We start from the raw sequence: 17,110 nt of genomic DNA on the forward strand, positions 1-17,110 counted from the left end.
CCTTCGTGAACGGATTCAAAAGACGTTCACACCATGAAGAGAGTACAAAGATAACAAGACTGCTTGCGTCCACTATGTGGTTCCCAAACAACAAACCCGTCACACGGCAGGTTGTTCCAGGGAACAAAAACACAACACAATAACAACACCACAGTTGTCACAACACCGTTCCCAGAACACCGTTGTCACAACAGTTGTAACACCAGATTTCCCGCCACCACACCCCCCAAAAAGGGGCACGGAACGGCACGGGAGCAAGGGTTACGGCGGTCATAGCGTGGGGGAAACGCCCGGTCCCATTCCGAACCCGGAAGCTAAGACCCACAGCGCCGATGGTACTGCACCCGGGNGCAAATCCCGGAGCATGAGCAGGGCCGCCCTGCCGCTCCGGGCCGGCACCCCCGTGCCGCCTGTGAGGCTTGACACCGGGACCGCAGAAACAACGCGTGCCGTTAGCCGGGTGGATGGGACTCGCCTAGAATTGAGTGAGATGTACGGACTTCGAAGCGCTTGATTTCGGGTTGCGTAGGAACGAAACACGGAATAGAGCGGCTGCGATTGCGCCAGTGGCCAGCTCATAACAGGAGGAATCCAGCATGGCTGAGCACAACGACGGTAATCGCGGCGGCAACGACCGCGGCAACTTTGGCGGCGGACGCACTTCGGGGGGCGGTGGATTCCGCGGGACCAACAACTCCGGCGGCGATCCGCGCGGCTACCGTGCTCGCGATGACCGGGGCGCCCAGGGGGACCGTCCTTCCTCCAACGACCGAGAGCGTAAGTCTTTCGGGGACCGCCCGGCGCGCGATGGTGACCGCAAGCCGTACAGCGGTGGCGGGGACCGTGACCGGAAGCCGTATGGCGATCGCGCCCCTCGTGAGGGTGGTGGGGAGCGTCGCAGCTTCGGGGACCGCCCGGCGCGCGATGGTGACCGTAAGCCGTACAGCGGTGGCGGGGACCGTGACCGGAAGCCGTATGGCGATCGCGCCCCTCGTGAGGGTGGCGGGGAGCGTCGCAGCTTCGGGACCGGTGGCACCGGTGACCGTAAGCCGTACAGCGGTGGCGGGGACCGTGACCGGAAGCCGTATGGCGATCGCGCCCCTCGTGAGGGTGGCGGGGAGCGTCGCAGCTTCGGGACCGGTGGCACCGGCGACCGTAAGCCCTACAGCGGTGGCGGGGACCGTGACCGGAAGCCGTATGGCGATCGCGCCCCTCGTGAGGGTGGTGGGGAGCGTCGCAGCTTCGGGACCGGTGGCACCGGCGACCGTAAGCCCTACAGCGGTAGCGACAACCGGAAGCCCTATGGCAGCCGTGATGACCGGCCTGCCCGCAGCTTTGACCGCGGCGACTCCGGCCCCCGCCAGTTCGGCCGCGACCGGGGAGAAGACCGCCCCGTCCGCGTCCCCAACGCCCGGGACCTCCGCAGCTCCAACCGCCCCGACCGCGAGCGTTCACCGCAAATTGACGACGACGTTACGGGCAAGGAACTGGACCGCGCCACGCAGCACCAGATCAAGACCCTCGAGGAAAACAGTGCTGAGTGGGTCGCCCGCCACCTCGTGATGGCCGGCCGCCTGATCGACGACGAAGCGGAGCTGGCCTTCCAGCACGCCCTCGCAGCCAGCCGCCGCGGAGGCCGCCTCGCGGCCGTCCGCGAAGCCGTGGGCCTGACGGCCTACGCCGCCGGCCACTACGGCGAAGCCCTGCGCGAATTCCGTACCTACCGGCGGATCAGCGGCTCCAACATGCACCTGCCCGTCATGGCCGACTGCGAACGCGGACTCGGCCGGCCCGACCGCGCCCTGGAAATGGCCCGCTCCGAAGAAGCCAAGGACCTCGACGCCCCCGGCAAGGCGGAACTGGCCATTGTCGCCGCCGGTGCCCGCACCGACCTGGGCCAGCTCGACGCTGCCGTCTCCGAACTGGAAATCGCCCAGCTGGACATCAACCGGGCGTTCTCCTACAGCCCGCGCCTGTTCCGCGCCTACGCCGAGGCCCTGGCCGCCGTCGGCCGCTCGGCCGAAGCCGAGAAATGGCAGCGCCAGGCCAGCGTCGCCGAGAACGCCCTGGGCCTCGACATCGCGGAGGACCCGGACATCATCGATCTTGGCTGGGATGAGGAAGAGGAAGCACGCGAGGAACAGCAGCAGCGCCGGCTCCTCGCCGAGCAGACCGCCCAGCGGTCTGCCGCGGCCGCCCCGGAGGAGGCACCGCGCGCCGCCAGCGCCGAGGCCGTTGCCGGTCTCCCGGAAACAGCTGCGCCAGTGCACGCCGTTGACGAAGGATCCGACGACGGCGAATCCGACTTCTGGGAGTCCGACGACGCCGAGTCCGATGACGACTCCGTGGAAAAAGACGCCCTGGACCGCTCCGAGGTCCTCACCGGCGATGATTCCGGCGACATTGGATACGGTGAGACCGGACACGGCGAGACCGGCGCTTCCGGTGATTCCGGACACGACGACTCCCACGACGCCGACTCCAGCGAGCCGGAACGCTCCGAGGGCTGATCCGCACATGGCCGCACCGGAGCTGATCTCCACCTTCGACGCCCTCCTCGCCGACCTCGACGGCGTCGTCTACGCGGGCCCCCACGCCATACCGGGCGCTGTGGAATCCCTGCGCCGGCTCGCCGGAATCGGCGTCGGCCTCGGCTACGTCACGAACAACGCCTCCCGGACGCCGGCGCAGGTGGCGCAGCACCTGCGCGGGCTGGGCGCCCCGGCGGAGGACCACCAGGTGGTCAGCTCCTCGCAGGCAGCGGGCGGGCTGCTGGCTTCGCTGCTGCCGGCGGGCGCCCGGGTGCTGGTCACCGGCGGGGACGCGCTGGCCCAGGAAATGGAACTTGCCGGCCTGGTGCCGGTCCGCAGCGAATCGGAGCGGCCCGTCGCCGTCGTGCAGGGGTTCCATCCGGACCTCGGGTGGAAAGACCTCGCGGAAGCCGCCTATGTCATTGCCGGCGGCGCCCTGTGGGTGGCCACCAACACGGACATGACCATTCCCCAGGCCCGGGGCATGGCCCCGGGCAACGGGACGCTGGTCGCGGCCGTGGCCGCGGCCACCGGGCAGCGGCCACTGGTTGCCGGAAAGCCGGAAGCGCCCCTGTTCCACGACGCCGCGAAACGCCTGGCCGCAGACCGGCCGCTCGTCGTCGGCGACCGCCTGGACACTGACATCCTGGGCGGCAACAACGCCGGCTTCGCCACCGTCGCGGTACTCACCGGCGTCGACACACGCGAATCGATCCTCGCCGCCCGCACCCTGGAACGGCCCGGCTACCTCATCAACGACCTCACGGACCTGTACCACCCCTACCCGGAGATTGCGGTCGACGCCGGGCAGCACCGCTGCGGCGCGGCCACCGCCGTGGTGCACGGGCGGACGGTCCGGGTCAGCGGCGATCCCGGCGACCTCGACGCCTGGCGGGCCGCCTGCTCGGCCTGGTGGACCGCCAACCCGGAGACCGCCACTGCCTTGGCGCCGGTCCTCGAATGGCTGGATCACTAGACTGGGGACCATGACCGAGCTGAACCCCATCACCGGGACGGACCCCGCAGGGGAAGCCGCCCGAGTCACCTGGCCGGTGCTTCCGGCGGAACCTAGCGATGCCGCCGGGGATGATCCGTCCCGGGACCCCGCCGTCGGGGCACTGCTTCGCCGTCTCGGTGAGGTGCCGGACCTCCCCGTGGCCCGCCACGGGGAGGTCTATGCCCTCCTGCACGATGAACTCCTGGCGGCCCTGAACGAGACCATCGCTGTACCAGCCACCGGCCCGGCCGCGGCCGGACCGACTACTTCACCAGGGGATGCCACGAATGAGCAGGCTTGACCAGGCCCTCGTCAGCCGCGGGCTGGCGAGGTCCCGCACCCACGCCGCCCGCCTCATCGCCGAAGGCAAGGTCAGCTCCGACGGTGAGGTGCTGGCCAAAGCCTCGCAACAGGTCCAGGACCACACGGTCCTCGACGTCGCAGCGTCCGATGAGGACACCTACGTCAGCCGTGCCGGGCACAAACTGGCCGGGGCACTGGACGCTTTTCCCGCCGTCGAGGTCGAGGGCAAGCGGTGCCTGGACGCCGGGGCCTCCACCGGCGGATTCACTGAGGTGCTGCTGCGCCGCGGCGCGGCCCACGTCGTGGCCGTCGACGTCGGTCACGACCAACTGGTCCCGGTGATCCGGAATGACCCCCGCGTTTCCGTCCACGAAGGCCTCAACGTCCGTTACATGACGCCGGATGAGATCGGCGGACCCGTGGCGGTGACGGTGGCGGACCTGTCCTTCATCTCCCTGACCCTCGTCCTGGCACCCCTGGCGGCGTGCACCGAACCGGGCGGCGACCTCGTTCTGATGGTCAAACCGCAGTTCGAGATCGGCAAGGACCGGCTGGGCCGCACCGGCGTCGTCACCTCGGAGCGGGAGCGCCGCCTCGCCGTGGGCAAAGTTGCGGCGGAAGCCATGGATACCGGGCTGGAACTGAAAGGCCTCGCCGGCAGCCCGCTGCCCGGACAGGACGGAAACGTCGAGTACTTCCTGTGGATTAAGCGCGGGATTCGAACAGACCTGCCTAAGATCGAAGAGCGGGACGCAGCCGTTGCTGCGTTACTCGGAACAATCTGGCCCAAGTACTAGAAGCACCAGAAGGCGGAACCCGATGAGCAGGCGTGTCCTCATCCTTGCCCACACAGGCCGTGAGGAGTCCCTCAAGGCTGCCTGGGAAGCGTGCGCCCAGCTCCACGACTCCGGCATCATTCCCGTGATGCTGAAATCCGAGCTCGGCGACATGGTCCGCTTCTTCGGCCGCCTCGACCAGCCCGTCGAAATACTCCATCACCACGTGATGCTGCCCGACGTCGAGCTCGTGATGGTGCTCGGCGGCGACGGGACGATCCTCCGCGCGGCTGAACTGGTGCGCGAGTTCGACGTGCCGCTGCTCGGGGTCAACCTCGGCCACGTGGGATTCCTGGCCGAGAGTGAGCGGGCGGATCTGGCCCAGACCGTCGAATGGGTCGCGAGCCGCGAGTACACCGTGGAAGAGCGGATGACCATCGACGTCCAGGTCTGGGTCCGGGGGCAAAAAATCTGGCACACCTGGGCACTCAACGAGGCCGCGATCGAAAAAGGCAACCGGGAACGGATGCTTGAGGTGGTCACCGAGGTCGACGAACGCCCGCTGACTTCCTTCGGGTGCGACGGCGTTGTCCTGGCCACCCCCACGGGCTCCACCGCCTACGCCTTCTCCGCCGGCGGCCCCGTCGTGTGGCCCGAGGTCGAGGCGCTGCTGATTGTGCCGATCAGCGCCCACGCACTCTTCGCCAAGCCGCTGGTCGTCTCACCCCGGTCCCGGCTCGCGGTCGAAATCCTGAACCGCACCGATGCGCAGGGAGTGCTCTGGTGCGACGGCCGCCGGTCGGTGGACCTCCCGCCCGGTGCGCGCGTGGAGGTGACCCGCTCCGCCACGCCCGTCCGGCTCGCCCGAACCCACCAGACGCCCTTCTCCGGCCGCCTGGTCCGCAAGTTCGAACTGCCCATCCAGGGCTGGCGCGGACCGATGCCGCAAGCCGCCACGGTCCACACCGGGCCGGTGCCGGTGATCCGCACGCCCCGGCCGATGCCCCCGCTCCCGACGCCGCCGCAGGCAGGGCCGCCGAACGCAGGGCCGGGCGAGACTCCTGATCCATCGACTGCGAAGTGAAGCATGCTTGAAGAACTGAGAATCCGCGACCTCGGCGTCATCACCGACGCGACGCTGCCCCTCGGCCCGGGACTGAGCGTCGTGACCGGTGAAACCGGCGCCGGCAAGACCATGGTGGTGACCGCCGTCGGGCTGCTGCTCGGTGCACGGTCCGACGCCGGCGCCGTGCGCAGCGGCGCGAAAAGCGCCTCCGCGGAGGCGACAGTGAAGCTCGACGCCGGGCACCCGGCCGTGGCGCGCGCCCGTGAGGCCGGGGCCGAGGTCGAGGAGTTCGACGGCGGTGCGGAGTTGCTGCTCGCCCGCAGTGTGGGCGCAGACGGCCGCAGCCGCGCCTACCTCGGCGGGCGGGCCGCTCCGGTGGGGGTGCTCGGGGAGATCGGGGGGACCCTCGTGGTGGTCCACGGCCAGTCCGGGCAGATCCGGCTCAAGAGCCCGGTCGCCCAGCGCGGCGCCCTCGACAAATTCGCGGGGGAGAGCCTCGCCGCAGCGCTCGGCAGCTACCAGGAGCTCTATGCCCACTGGAAGTCCAGCCGGGCCGAGCTGGACGGGCTCCGCAGCGCCGCCCGGGAACGCCTCCGTGAGGCCGAATCCCTGGAGGCTGCCCTGGCCGAGATCGACGCGGTCGACCCGCAGCCGGGGGAGGACGAATCGCTCAAGGCGGAGGCCGTCAAGCTCGCCAACGTCGAGGAACTCCGGATCGCTGCCACCACGGCACACCAGGCACTCATCGCCGAGGACTTCGGTGAAGGCGCCGACGCCACCACCCTGGTGGATGCCGCCAAACGCACCCTGGAGCACGTCGCCGAGCATGACGAGGAACTCGGCTCCGCGGCCGCCCGGCTCGCCGAGGTGGGCTTCCTGCTCAACGACATCGCCACCGAACTTGCCAGCTATCAGGCCGCCCTCGACTCCGAGGGCCCGGAACGGCTCGCCGAGATCGAGGACCGCCGGGGAGCCCTGGCGAAGCTGGTGCGCAAGTACGCTCCGAGCATCGACGAGGTGCTTCTCTGGGCCGGGCAGTCCCGGGTGCGGTTCCTGGAGCTGCAGGACGACTCCACCCGGATCGAGGCGCTGGAGGCCGGGGTGGCCCGCGACGGGACCGAGCTGGCCCGGCAGGCCGCAGGTATCAGCAAGCTCCGCACGAAGGCCGCCAAGGATCTCTCCGCCCGCGTCAGCGCGGAACTCAAGGCCCTGGCGATGGCGGATGCCACCTTGGTCATCAACGTCGAGTCCGGCGGGCAGCCGGGACCGCACGGCGCGGATGAGATCTCCTTCCTGCTCCAGCCGCACTCCGGCGCCCCCGCCCGCCCGCTGGGCAAGGGCGCGTCGGGCGGTGAACTGTCCCGCGTGATGCTCGCCATCGAAGTGGTGCTGGCCGCCGTCGACCCGGTCCCCACCTTCGTCTTCGACGAGGTTGACGCCGGCGTGGGCGGCCGTGCCGCCGTCGAGATCGGCCGCCGGCTGGCGATGCTGGCCCGGCATGTCCAGGTGCTCGTGGTGACCCACCTGCCCCAGGTGGCGGCGTTCGCCGACCAGCACATCCGGGTCACCAAGACCTCTGTGCGCGGCGCTGACGGTGCCACGGCAACCGGCTTCACCTCCAGTGACGTCCGGCTCCTCGATGAGGCAGAACGCGTCCGGGAGCTGGCCCGCATGCTCGCCGGCCAGGAGGATTCCGAGTCCGCCCAGGCCCACGCCCGGGAGTTGCTCGAGGATGCGCGGCTCCTGCCGCAGCAGGCCTGAACACCCCCGTGCGGCGGCCCGGTACCGGGATGATAATCACAGCGGCTTGCCGCGGACAGACCCCTGAAAGGCTGAATTGATGATAGGCTCGAACTCCGTGGTGCAGCGATCAAATTCCCGTGTAAATTCCCGGTTTCCGGGCTCGTCCAAGACGACCAAACACATCTTCGTCACCGGTGGTGTGGCGTCCTCGCTCGGTAAGGGACTGACGGCTTCGAGCCTCGGTCACCTCCTGCGGGCACGCGGCTTGTCTGTAACTATGCAAAAGCTCGATCCCTATCTGAATGTGGATCCGGGCACGATGAACCCCTTCCAGCACGGCGAAGTTTTCGTCACTGACGACGGCGCCGAAACGGACCTCGACATCGGCCACTACGAGCGCTTCCTCGATGAGAACCTTGAGGGCTCGGCCAACGTCACGACCGGCCAGGTCTACTCCACGGTCATCGCCAAGGAACGCCGCGGCGAGTACCTCGGTGACACCGTCCAGGTCATCCCGCACATCACCGATGAGATCAAGCGGCGCATGCGGCTTCCCGCCGAGGGCAAGCATGCCCCCGACGTGATCATCACCGAAATCGGCGGCACCGTGGGCGACATCGAGTCGCAGCCGTTCCTCGAGTCCGCCCGCCAGGTCCGCCAGGACATCGGCCGCGGAAATGTGTTCTTCCTCCACGTCTCCCTCGTGCCCTACATCGGCCCGTCGCAGGAACTCAAAACCAAGCCCACGCAGCACTCCGTTGCCGCGCTGCGCTCCATTGGCATCCAGCCCGAGGCGATCGTGATCCGCTCGGACCGCGACGTCCCGCAGCCCATGCGCGACAAGATCGGGCGCATGTGCGACGTCGACATTGACGCCGTCATCGGTTGCCCGGACGCCCCGAGCATTTATGACATCCCGAAGACCCTGCACTCCCAGGGCCTGGATTCCTACATCGTCCGCGCCCTGGACCTTCCCTTCAAGGACGTGGACTGGACCAGCTGGGACAAGCTTTTGGACGCGGTCCACAACCCCAAGCACGAGGTTGAGATCGCCCTGGTCGGCAAGTACATCGACCTGCCGGACGCCTACCTGTCCGTGACCGAGGCCTTGCGCGCCGGCGGCTTCGCCAACGACACCAAGGTCAAGATCCGCTGGGTCCCCTCGGATGAATGCGAGACCCACGAGGGTGCGGTCAGGTCCCTGGACGGCGTCGACGCGATCTGTGTCCCGGGCGGCTTCGGCATCCGCGGGCTCGAAGGAAAGCTCGGCGCGCTGAAGTATGCCCGCGAATCCAAGCTCCCGGTCCTGGGCCTCTGCCTGGGCCTGCAGTGCATGGTGATCGAGTACGCCCGCAACGTGGTCGGCCTCGAGGGCGCGTCCTCGTCTGAGTTCGAGCCCAATTCGAAGTACCCGGTGATCGCCACGATGGAAGAGCAGCTGGACATCGTCGACGGCAAGGGCGACCTGGGCGGCACCATGCGCCTGGGACTGTACGAGGCCAAGCTGGACGAGGGGTCCGTGGTCGCAGAGACCTACGGCACCACCAAGGTCAGCGAACGGCACCGCCACCGCTACGAGGTCAACAACAAGTACCGTGAGCAGATCGCCGCCAAGGGACTGGTGTTCTCCGGAACCTCGCCCGACGGCAAGCTGGTGGAGTACGTGGAGCTGCCCCGCGAAGTCCATCCGTACTACGTGGCAACGCAGGCGCACCCGGAGCTCAGCTCACGCCCGACCCGGCCGCACGCACTGTTCTCGGGACTGGTCAAGGCCGCACTGGAGCACCAGAAGGGCAACTCCAGCACCGCCGCTAAGGCAGATACAGCCAAGAACACTACGGCCGCGGCCAAGCCGTCCCCGGCAGCGTCGAAGTAACCCCAACTGAATCAAAGGACGGCGCGATGCCCGGTACCCCTGAAACCCCCAGTGCTGCACGGCAGGTTTCGGACGAACCGAGCCCGCGCCGTCTTTTGTCGTCCCGGACGGTCTACGAAGGCCGGATCTGGGATGTGGTCAGTGACAGTTTTCAGCTCAACGACGACGGCGACCCGCTCGTCCGCGACTACATCGACCATCCCGGGGCGGTGGCGGTCCTCCCGATGAACGACGACGGCGACGTGCTGCTCATCAAGCAGTACCGGCATCCCGTCGGCATGGACCTGTGGGAGATTCCGGCCGGGCTCCTCGATGTCGAAGGCGAGGATTTCGTGGCCGGCGCCGCAAGGGAACTCGCCGAGGAGGCCGACCTCATCGCCGGCCAGTGGAATGTGCTGGCCGATTTCTTCAATTCACCAGGGTCCTCCAGCGAGGCCATCCGCATCTACCTCGCCCGGGACCTCAGGGACGTGCCCGGCCACGAACTCCACGTCCGCACCGACGAGGAAGCCGAAATCGAGCTGCACTGGATCCCGCTGGACGCGGCCGTCCTGGCCGTGCTGGAGGGGCGCCTGCACAATCCGTCCGCCGTCGTCGGAGTCCTCGCCGCCGCGGCCGCCCGTGCCGACGGCTTCACGGGCCTCCGCCCGGGCAACGCACCGTGGCCCGAGCATCCCAGCCAGCGCTGATGGTGGAACCGCTGAATGCCGGGCCTCCGGCTCCCGTGCACCACCCGGACCCCGCGCCGGCTGAGGCGGCCCCTGCCGGGCCGGCAGCGGCCCGGGCGCAGCCCCCGGCCCGGCCGCTGACCGCGATAGACCGCGGCATGACGGACTACCTGCAGCACATGGGCGTGGAGCGGGGACTCGCGGCCAACACCCTCTCCGCCTACCGGCGTGACCTGGCCCGCTACGCCAGGCACCTGGCCCACACGGGCCGCCAACGCCCCGCCGAGATCACCCGGCACGACGTGACCGGCTTCGTCCAGGCGCTCTCCGACGGGTCCGACGGCGGCTCGGCGCTGGGCATCCGGTCGGCAGCCCGGACGGTGGTGGCCGTGCGCGGACTGCACAAGTTCTGGGCACTGGAAGGCGTTACTCCCACCGACCCGGCCGGCGACGTCCATCCGCCCATGCCCGGCAAACGCCTCCCCAAGGCCATCAGCGTCGACGAGGTCACCAGGATCCTGGAGGCAGTCGGAACGGACACCGCCACCGGGCTGCGCGACCGGGCCCTGCTGGAGTTTCTGTATTCCACCGGCGCCCGGATCAGCGAAGCCGTGGGTCTCGACGTCGACGACATCTCGCTGCACACGGCCGGACAAGCCGGACAAGCCGGACAAACCGGGGAAGCCGGGCCCGCGATCGTCCGGCTCTTCGGCAAGGGATCCAAGGAACGGCTTGTCCCGCTGGGATCCTTCGGTGCCCGCGCCCTGGACGCCTACCTCGTCCGCGGCCGGCCGCTGCTCTCCGCCAAGGGCCAGGGGACCCCAGCCCTGTTCCTGAACGCCCGCGGTGGACGGATCAGCCGGCAGAGCGCCTGGACGATCCTCAAGACCGCCGCGGAGAAAGCCAACATCACCAAGGACGTCTCGCCGCACACCCTGCGGCACTCCTTCGCCACGCACCTGCTCGAAGGCGGGGCCGACGTCCGGGTGGTCCAGGAACTGCTGGGCCATGCCTCGGTCACCACCACGCAGGTCTACACCCTCGTCACGGCGGACACCCTGCGGGAGATCTATGCCGCCGCGCATCCCCGGGCCCTGGGCTGAGCCGCAGGAGCGCTGCGCGCCGCTAGGCTTGCCGTTATGGCCTCCACTCCCGTGACCTTATGTTTCCTGCTCCGCGACGCGGGCTCCCGCCCCGAAGTGCTGCTGGGGCTGAAGCGGACCGGGTTCGGCACGGGCAAGATCGTGGGCATTGGCGGCCACGTTGAAGTGGGGGAGAGCGACGCCGACGCCGTCGTCCGCGAAGTCTGGGAAGAGGCCGGCGTCGTCGTCCGGCAGGAGGACCTGGCCGATGCCGGCGTCGTCGAGTTCCTCTTCCCCACCCGCCCCGAGTGGAACATGTACTGCCGGCTCTTCACCACGCGGCGCTGGGAGGGCGAGCCGGCGGAGAGCCCCGAGATAACGCCCGAGTGGTTCGATACCGGGGCGCTGCCGCTGCACCTGATGTGGCAGGACGCCGAGCACTGGCTGCCCGCCGCCCTGGCCGGCGAGGTGCACGACGTCGTGGTTGTCCTGAACGAGGACAACGAGAGTGTGGCATCGGTCGAAAGACTTTCGCGGGGTCTGTAGAAGCGCTGGCCGGGCGCCGGGACAAGGACAGGGGATATTCTTCAGTTCGCGTACCGGGATGAAGACAGCAGCGCAGACATCGCGGGTCTGAAGTGCAGCGTGTCCGCCGCGTTCCTCCGCCCACACGTTCCGGCGAGTCGTGACTGACAGTCCGTGGAGTGCAGATAGCCTGCAATCGTTACGTGCAAAACTATTGGGGGAGTGACATGGATTCGACCAGGAACGACGGCGCGGGAACGGCTGTCTTCAGCGACGACGAAATGCCGCAGGATCCCGCCTCCCCCGCGGCCACCCGACGCCGGTGGCCGTGGGTGGTTGCGATCGCGGCCATCGCTGCGGCCGCGGCCACAGCCGGTGTACTGGTGGCCGGCAATCCGGGCTTCGAGCCGGCCGGAACGGCCGGGGGTGTGACGGCGCCCACCGCCTCGGCGTCTTTGATGACGGAACCGCGCAGGGCGCCGTCGGTGAGCCCAAGCGTCCAGCCAAGCGTCCAGCCGAGCGTCCAGCCGACGTCCCCGGCCACGGACCCGGCCACGGAAGGCGCGGTCGCCGGGCCTACGACCGGGCGCTACGTCAGCGCCTCGGCCGGAGCCTCATTCGATCTGCCCGACGGCTGGACGGTGGAGGAACCCACGGTCCGGCCCGCCGACTATCCGGGAACCCGCATCATCGTCTTCAACGAAGCCAGGATGCAGGTGGCGGAGCTCTATCACGGTGCCACCGGCGGGGTTGGCGGCGCGTGCGGACCCGGCCCCTACACGATGACGGAGCTGGACAAAGCGCCCGCCCTGAAGAATCCATGGGCCACGGCAGCCGGCGTGCGGTTTTCCTACCGCGTCCTCGACATGCGGGCCGACGGCGGTGCCTTCGATTACCAGATTGGACTCGTCGACAACGTGAGCGGACAGCTGAAGGACACTTGCCTGATGTACTCCTTCCTCGCCGGTGCGCCCAAGGGCACGCTGTCCTTTGCAAACCGGGCGGCCCAGAGTCCGGGGCACGATGACCCCATCTTCAACTCGATGGCCGAAGCCAAGGAGTACATGCTGACACCCGAGTACCGGAAGCTAAAGGGCATGATCCTCAGCCTGGAGATGCAGGACTAGCAACCAACGACAAACGGGCCGGCCACCTCCCAGAGGTGACCGGCCCGCCGTCGTGCGTGGTGCAGGAATCGGGGCTACGGCAGGTGCCGTTCCTCGACGCCGTTGTATTCGCTAAGCGGGCGGATCAGGGAATTCGAGTCCAACTGCTCCATGATGTGCGCGGTCCAGCCGGTGATGCGGCTGGCGACGAACAGGGGAGTGAAGGTCGGGGTGTCGAAACCCATGAGGTGGTACGTGGGACCGGCCGGGTAGTCGAGGTTGGGCTTGATGGCCTTGGCCTCGTCCATCGCCGACTCGAGCCCGTTGTACAGCCCCAGCAGTTCCGGCCTGCCGTAGTACGCGATCATCTTGTCCAGGGCAGCCTTCATGGTGGGCACCCGGGAGTCGCCGTGCTTGTACACGCGGTGCCCGAAGCCCATCACCTTCTTCTTCTTCGCCAGGGCATCCTCCATCCACGCCTTCGCGCGGGTGGCGGCCTCATCCAGGGACTCCTCCGGACGGATGCCGATCTCATCGAACGTGTGCATGACGGCCTCGTTCGCGCCGCCGTGCAGCGGGCCCTTCAGCGCGCCGATCGCCCCGGTCACGGCTGAATGCAGGTCCGACAGCGTTGAGGTGATCACGCGGGCCGTGAACGTCGAGGCATTGAAGGAGTGCTCGGCGTACAGGATCATCGAGACGTTGAATGCCTCGACGACTTCCTGGACCGGCTCCTCGCCAAAGGCCATCCAGAGGAAGTTGGCGGAGTAGTCCAGATCGTCGCGGGGCTCCACTGGTTCAATGGTGCGTCCCGCAGCGTGCCGCCGGCGCTGGTCGTAGGACACCACCGCCGGCATCGCGGCGAACAGGTCCACCGCCTTGGCCATGTTCGCCTCGCGGGAGGAGTCCCCGGCGAGCGGGTGCCGGGCACCCATCACGGAGGCTGCCGTGCGGCAGACGTCCATCGGATGCGAGGACACCGGCAGCGCGTCGATGACCTGCTTGAGGACGGGGTCCAGCGCGCGCCCGGCGCGTTCCCGGGCGGTAAACTCCGCCAGCTGCTCCGGGGTCGGCAGTTCGCCGTTCCAGAGCAGGTAGGCGACTTCCTCGAAGCTGCACTTGGCGGCCAGCTCCTGCACGGGGTAGCCGCGGTACAGCAGTGAATTGGTGTCCGGGTTTACCTTGGAGACCGCGGTGTAGTCCACCACGACGCCGGCGAGGCCCTTTTTGATCTCTTGTTCAGCCATGCTGAAACTCCTTTGTTCCTGTCGCCTGTTGAACCGGCCGGAGCCGGAAGTCCGATGCGGGGCTTACTGACCCGGGATCTGGAAATTGAAGACCCCGGTATCGAAGCTGTTATACGCCTGGTAGTCCACGAGGTCATAAAGACGCGCCCGCGTCAGCATGTTCCCGATCTGGGCCTCCTGGGTACCGTCAGCCTTGATCGTTTCCAGCGTACGCTCCGCAGCGCCCATGGCACTACGGAGCAGGGTCACCGGGTAGATGATCATGTTGACGCCGACGCCGGCGAGCTGTTCCACCGTGAACAGGGCGCTCTGGCCGAACTCGGTCATGTTCGCCAGGATCGGCACGTCGACGGCATCCCGGATCGCCTGGAACTCGCTGAGGTCCTTCATGGCCTCCGGGAAGATGGCGTCCGCCCCGGCCTCCACGAGCGCCCTGGCGCGGTCCTGCGCTGCCGCCAGGCCGTCCGTGGCACGGATGTCGGTCCGCGCCATGATCAGGAAGTTCGGGTCACGCCGGGCATCGGCCGCCGCGCGGATGCGCTTCGTGGCCGTGTCCAGGTCCACCACGTTCTTGCCGTCGAGGTGGCCGCAGCGCTTCGGGTTGAACTGGTCCTCGATGTGCAGGCCGGCGAGGCCGGCGTTCTCGAGTTCCTGGACCGAGCGGGCCACGTTCATCGGCTCGCCGAAGCCGGTGTCGGCGTCGACGATGCTCGGCAGGTCCGTCATCCGGGCGATCTGCCCGGCGCGGGTGGCCACCTCGGTGAGCGTGGTCAGCCCGATGTCGGGCAGGCCCAGGTCATTGGCCAGGACGGCGCCGGAGATGTAGACCCCGGCGAAGCCCTTTTCCTCGATCAGCCGGGCCGAGAGCGGGTTGAACGCGCCCGGGAACTGCTGGATCGTCCCGGAGGCCAGGAGCTCGCGGAAGCGGATCCGCTTCTGCTCCGGAGTGACCTTCGAGTACAGCATTTAGAAGAGTCCCTTCGGTGCGGCGGCCAGGTCGATCACGCCGTCGGCGGCCTGGATGTTGAGCTGGTCCAGCTCGCCGGCGGCCAGTTCGGGCAGGCGGGCGGCGGCGGCCAGGAAGCGTTCGATTTCCGCTTCGGCGACGAGGCCGGCGGCGAGGGTGCGGAACTTGTTCACGTACTGTTCCCGTGCGAACGGCCGGGCGCCCAGCGGGTGGGCGTCGGCGACGGCGATCTGATCGGTGATGACTGTGCCGTCCTTGAGCGTGATGACAACGGTGCCGCCGAAGGCCTTCTCCGCGATGTCCAGGGAGTGGTAGCGGCGGGTCCATTCCGGGTCCTCGACGGTGGTGACCTTGTGCCAGAGTTCCACGGTGTCCGGGCGCGTGGCGCGTTCCGGGGCGTAGGAATCGACGTGGTGCCAGGCACCGTCCTGCAGGGCGACCGTGAAGATGTACGGGATGGAGTGGTCCAGTGTTTCGCGGCTGGCCGTGGGGCTGTACTTCTGCGGATCGTTGGCGCCGGAGCCGATCACGAAGTGGGTGTGGTGGCTGGTCTTGATCAGCACGGACTCCACGTTGGCCGGGTCGGTGACCTCCGGGTGCCCACCGTGGAGCTTGCGCGCCAGGTCGATCCAGGCCTGCGCCTGGTACTCGGCCGAGTGCTCCTTGGTGTAGGTGTCCATGATGGCGCGCTTGGTTTCACCGGGGGTCGGCAGCGGCACGGTGTAGGAGGCATCGGGGCCGTCCAGCATCCAGGCGATAACGCCGTCCTCGCCCTCGTAGATCGGCACGGGGGAGGTCTGGCCGCGCATGGCCCGGTCCGCGGACTCGACGGCCATCTTGCCGGCAAACGCCGGGGCGTGGGCCTTCCAGGTGGAGATCTCGCCCTTGCGGGACTGCCGGGTGGCGGTGGTGGTGTGCAGGGCCTGGCCGATGGACTGGAAGATGGTCTCGACATCGAGTCCCAGCAGCGTGCCGATGCCGGCGGCGGCGGAGGGGCCGAGGTGCGCAACGTGGTCGATCTTGTGCTTGTGCAGGCAGATGGCCTTGACCAGGTTGACCTGGATCTCGTAGCCGGTGGCGATGCCGCGGATCAGGTCCTGGCCGCTGGAGCCCACGTGCTGGGCCACGGCGAGGATCGGCGGGATGTTGTCGCCCGGGTGGGAGTATTCCGCCGCCAGGAAGGTGTCGTGGTAGTCGAGCTCACGAACAGCGACGCCGTTGGCCCAGGCAGCCCACTCGGGGGCCACACGCTCTTCGATGCCGAAGACCTTCGAGCCCTTGCCGCCGGTGGTGGGGCCATGGGTCAGGGCCTGCGCGCGGGCTGCGACGATCGGTGCGCGGTTCAGCGAGGCAATCGCCACCGAGGCGTTGTCGATCACCCGGTTGATCACCATGTCGGTGACCTCGTCGGAGACGGCGACGGGATCGGCGGCCACCTGCGCAATCTTGAAGGCGAGCTGGTCCTCGCGGGGCAGGTTTTCCTCGCTCTTGTAAACGCGGACGTGATGTTCCTTGACCATGGTGCTCCTTTTATTGATGTGTATGCGTGTTATTGAGGTGTGTGCGTGGCTTTGACGTGGGAAAGACTGCGGTGCAGGTGGAGTGTGGTGGCGGCCTCCGCCAGCCGCGGGTTGCCGGCGGCGATCGCCTCGGCGATCGCGGCATGCTCGGCGGCTGCAGCGGTGAGCCGGTCGGCGTCGTCGGCCGCCAGCCGGCGGACCCGGACCAGGTGGACACGCAGGCTGCGCATCGCCTGGGCGAGGTAGGCGTTGTGGATCGCGGCGTCGATGGCTGCGTCCAGCCGTCCCACCAGCCCGTAGTAGTCGTGCCGGGCAGGATCCCCGCCGCTGATCAGCGACGGGGCCCGGCACAGTTCTTTACGGAGCTGTTCGAAGGTGGCGGCGTCGCCGCGTTCGGCGGCCAGCGCCGCTGCCTTGCCCTCAAGGGTCTCGCGCAGCTCGAAGAGTTCGTCGATGTCCTCCAGCGAGATGTCGGTGACGACGACGCCGCGGCCGCCCGCCGTCGTCGTCAGGCCCTCCGCGGTGAGTCGGCTTAGGGCCTCCCGCAGCGGGGTGCGGGAGATGCCGAGCCGCTCGGATTGCTCCACTTCGGCGAGTACCGTGCCTGGCGCCAGGCGCCATTCGATGATGTCGTCGCGCAGGGCCGCATAGGCCTTGTCGCTGGCGCGCATCCTGACTCCTTCGTTGGCTGACGGTGTCCAGT

General features: G+C 68.4%; 15 protein-coding genes and 1 rRNA gene. 12 read left to right on the top strand and 4 right to left on the bottom strand.

Annotated elements, in window-relative coordinates; all coding sequences use genetic code 11:
- The first annotated feature begins 262 nt into the window (after window positions 1-262).
- The 12 genes from rrf (at window position 263) to ACZYX4_RS10500 (ending at window position 12,694) form a co-directional block, all read left to right on the top strand.
- Window positions 263-383: ribosomal RNA gene (gene rrf, locus ACZYX4_RS10445) — 5S ribosomal RNA — on the top strand.
- A 213-nt stretch (window positions 384-596) separates the two neighbouring features.
- Window positions 597-2,510: a tetratricopeptide repeat protein gene (locus tag ACZYX4_RS10450; RefSeq protein WP_463875581.1), complete on the top strand. Its 1,914-nt coding sequence runs from the start codon at window positions 597-599 to the stop codon at window positions 2,508-2,510.
- Between the two features lie 7 nt (window positions 2,511-2,517).
- Window positions 2,518-3,507, top strand: coding sequence for an HAD-IIA family hydrolase (locus ACZYX4_RS10455; protein ID WP_463875583.1), 990 nt, complete (start codon window positions 2,518-2,520; stop codon window positions 3,505-3,507).
- 10 nt (window positions 3,508-3,517) lie between these two features.
- Window positions 3,518-3,829, top strand: a complete 312-nt coding sequence (locus ACZYX4_RS10460) for a hypothetical protein (RefSeq protein ID WP_463875584.1) — start codon at window positions 3,518-3,520, stop codon at window positions 3,827-3,829.
- Window positions 3,816-4,628: a TlyA family RNA methyltransferase gene (locus ACZYX4_RS10465; protein WP_463875586.1), complete on the top strand. Its 813-nt coding sequence runs from the start codon at window positions 3,816-3,818 to the stop codon at window positions 4,626-4,628. The genes ACZYX4_RS10460 and ACZYX4_RS10465 overlap by 14 nt, the downstream gene beginning before the upstream one ends.
- Before the next feature lie 22 nt (window positions 4,629-4,650).
- Window positions 4,651-5,691: an NAD kinase gene (locus ACZYX4_RS10470; RefSeq protein WP_463875588.1), complete on the top strand. Its 1,041-nt coding sequence runs from the start codon at window positions 4,651-4,653 to the stop codon at window positions 5,689-5,691.
- Between the two features lie 3 nt (window positions 5,692-5,694).
- Window positions 5,695-7,434, top strand: a complete 1,740-nt coding sequence (gene recN, locus ACZYX4_RS10475; protein WP_463875590.1) for a DNA repair protein RecN — start codon at window positions 5,695-5,697, stop codon at window positions 7,432-7,434.
- 79 nt (window positions 7,435-7,513) lie between these two features.
- Entirely contained in the window at window positions 7,514-9,292 is a 1,779-nt protein-coding gene (locus ACZYX4_RS10480; protein ID WP_463875592.1) for a CTP synthase, read from the top strand.
- A gap of 26 nt (window positions 9,293-9,318) precedes the next feature.
- Window positions 9,319-9,981, top strand: a complete 663-nt coding sequence (locus tag ACZYX4_RS10485) for an NUDIX domain-containing protein (RefSeq protein WP_463875594.1) — start codon at window positions 9,319-9,321, stop codon at window positions 9,979-9,981.
- Entirely contained in the window at window positions 9,981-11,063 is a 1,083-nt protein-coding gene (xerD, locus tag ACZYX4_RS10490) for a site-specific tyrosine recombinase XerD (RefSeq protein ID WP_463875596.1), read from the top strand. The genes ACZYX4_RS10485 and xerD overlap by 1 nt, the downstream gene beginning before the upstream one ends.
- A 36-nt stretch (window positions 11,064-11,099) precedes the next feature.
- Entirely contained in the window at window positions 11,100-11,588 is a 489-nt protein-coding gene (locus tag ACZYX4_RS10495; protein WP_463875598.1) for an 8-oxo-dGTP diphosphatase, read from the top strand.
- A 206-nt stretch (window positions 11,589-11,794) separates the two neighbouring features.
- Window positions 11,795-12,694 carry a hypothetical protein gene (locus ACZYX4_RS10500; RefSeq protein ID WP_463875600.1) on the top strand — a complete coding sequence of 300 codons (900 nt, stop codon included), beginning with the start codon at window positions 11,795-11,797 and terminating at the stop codon, window positions 12,692-12,694.
- 74 nt (window positions 12,695-12,768) lie between these two features.
- Here the strand turns inward: ACZYX4_RS10500 and ACZYX4_RS10505 are convergent, their stop codons facing one another.
- The 4 genes from ACZYX4_RS10505 to ACZYX4_RS10520 all read right to left on the bottom strand — a co-directional run bounded on the left by ACZYX4_RS10505 (window position 12,769) and on the right by ACZYX4_RS10520 (window position 17,078).
- Window positions 12,769-13,920 carry a bifunctional 2-methylcitrate synthase/citrate synthase gene (locus ACZYX4_RS10505; protein WP_463875601.1) on the bottom strand — a complete coding sequence of 384 codons (1,152 nt, stop codon included), beginning with the start codon at window positions 13,918-13,920 and terminating at the stop codon, window positions 12,769-12,771.
- 63 nt (window positions 13,921-13,983) lie between these two features.
- Window positions 13,984-14,886 (bottom strand): methylisocitrate lyase, encoded by a 903-nt coding sequence (gene prpB / locus ACZYX4_RS10510; RefSeq protein WP_463875603.1) that lies wholly within the window; start codon window positions 14,884-14,886, stop codon window positions 13,984-13,986.
- Window positions 14,887-16,407: an MmgE/PrpD family protein gene (locus tag ACZYX4_RS10515; RefSeq protein WP_463875605.1), complete on the bottom strand. Its 1,521-nt coding sequence runs from the start codon at window positions 16,405-16,407 to the stop codon at window positions 14,887-14,889.
- Between the two features lie 29 nt (window positions 16,408-16,436).
- Window positions 16,437-17,078 (bottom strand): GntR family transcriptional regulator, encoded by a 642-nt coding sequence (locus ACZYX4_RS10520; protein ID WP_463875607.1) that lies wholly within the window; start codon window positions 17,076-17,078, stop codon window positions 16,437-16,439.
- Window positions 17,079-17,110: the final 32 nt, after the last annotated feature.

The organism is Pseudarthrobacter leeuwenhoeki (assembly GCF_055412885.1).

Bases quoted from the DNA above. Each gene is read 5' to 3' on its own strand.
- ACZYX4_RS10450 (WP_463875581.1), top strand. From the start codon at position 597: ATGGCTGAGCACAACGACGGTAATCGCGGCGGCAACGACCGCGGCAAC.
- ACZYX4_RS10455 (WP_463875583.1), top strand. From the start codon at position 2,518: ATGGCCGCACCGGAGCTGATCTCCACCTTCGACGCCCTCCTCGCCGAC.
- ACZYX4_RS10460 (WP_463875584.1), top strand. From the start codon at position 3,518: ATGACCGAGCTGAACCCCATCACCGGGACGGACCCCGCAGGGGAAGCC.
- ACZYX4_RS10465 (WP_463875586.1), top strand. From the start codon at position 3,816: ATGAGCAGGCTTGACCAGGCCCTCGTCAGCCGCGGGCTGGCGAGGTCC.
- ACZYX4_RS10470 (WP_463875588.1), top strand. From the start codon at position 4,651: ATGAGCAGGCGTGTCCTCATCCTTGCCCACACAGGCCGTGAGGAGTCC.
- recN (WP_463875590.1), top strand. From the start codon at position 5,695: ATGCTTGAAGAACTGAGAATCCGCGACCTCGGCGTCATCACCGACGCG.
- ACZYX4_RS10480 (WP_463875592.1), top strand. From the start codon at position 7,514: ATGATAGGCTCGAACTCCGTGGTGCAGCGATCAAATTCCCGTGTAAAT.
- ACZYX4_RS10485 (WP_463875594.1), top strand. From the start codon at position 9,319: ATGCCCGGTACCCCTGAAACCCCCAGTGCTGCACGGCAGGTTTCGGAC.
- xerD (WP_463875596.1), top strand. From the start codon at position 9,981: ATGGTGGAACCGCTGAATGCCGGGCCTCCGGCTCCCGTGCACCACCCG.
- ACZYX4_RS10495 (WP_463875598.1), top strand. From the start codon at position 11,100: ATGGCCTCCACTCCCGTGACCTTATGTTTCCTGCTCCGCGACGCGGGC.
- ACZYX4_RS10500 (WP_463875600.1), top strand. From the start codon at position 11,795: ATGGATTCGACCAGGAACGACGGCGCGGGAACGGCTGTCTTCAGCGAC.
- ACZYX4_RS10505 (WP_463875601.1), bottom strand. From the start codon at position 13,920: ATGGCTGAACAAGAGATCAAAAAGGGCCTCGCCGGCGTCGTGGTGGAC.
- prpB (WP_463875603.1), bottom strand. From the start codon at position 14,886: ATGCTGTACTCGAAGGTCACTCCGGAGCAGAAGCGGATCCGCTTCCGC.
- ACZYX4_RS10515 (WP_463875605.1), bottom strand. From the start codon at position 16,407: ATGGTCAAGGAACATCACGTCCGCGTTTACAAGAGCGAGGAAAACCTG.
- ACZYX4_RS10520 (WP_463875607.1), bottom strand. From the start codon at position 17,078: ATGCGCGCCAGCGACAAGGCCTATGCGGCCCTGCGCGACGACATCATC.